At 44.8% G+C, this 261-nt stretch carries 1 protein-coding gene; it reads right to left on the bottom strand.

The annotated features are described in order from the left end of the window. On the bottom strand, positions 1-259 hold a 259-nt coding region (locus tag ACFILW_RS10875; protein WP_375685838.1), incomplete at its 3' end, for an MFS transporter. Between the last annotated feature and the right edge of the window lie 2 nt (positions 260-261).

The following is a 261-nucleotide window of genomic DNA, read 5'->3' as shown; positions in this document are numbered from 1 at the left end:
ATAATAAAGTATAGGTATCTGATAAAAGTACAGACAGAGCACTCCCCAAAGCAGGTCCTATCATCTTTGCCGCGCTATTGATCATGTTAAGCACAGAATAGTAACGAGTCCGTCCGTTTTCAGGCACCGAATTTGCACTGAGAACGGAAATTGCAGGCATGGCTAGACTGTTGAATGTCGCTCGAATAACTGCCAGTATAATAAATCCTTGCAGACTCGTCGCCAGCAATAAACCGACAGTACATAGCGCCCGTAACAGCA

This window comes from Bartonella sp. TT110JLCBS, assembly GCF_042193405.1.
Lineage (GTDB): Bacteria > Pseudomonadota > Alphaproteobacteria > Rhizobiales > Rhizobiaceae > Bartonella.
The sequence above is the reverse complement of the archived record's forward strand: the minus strand, read 5'-3'. Positions and strand labels throughout refer to the sequence as shown.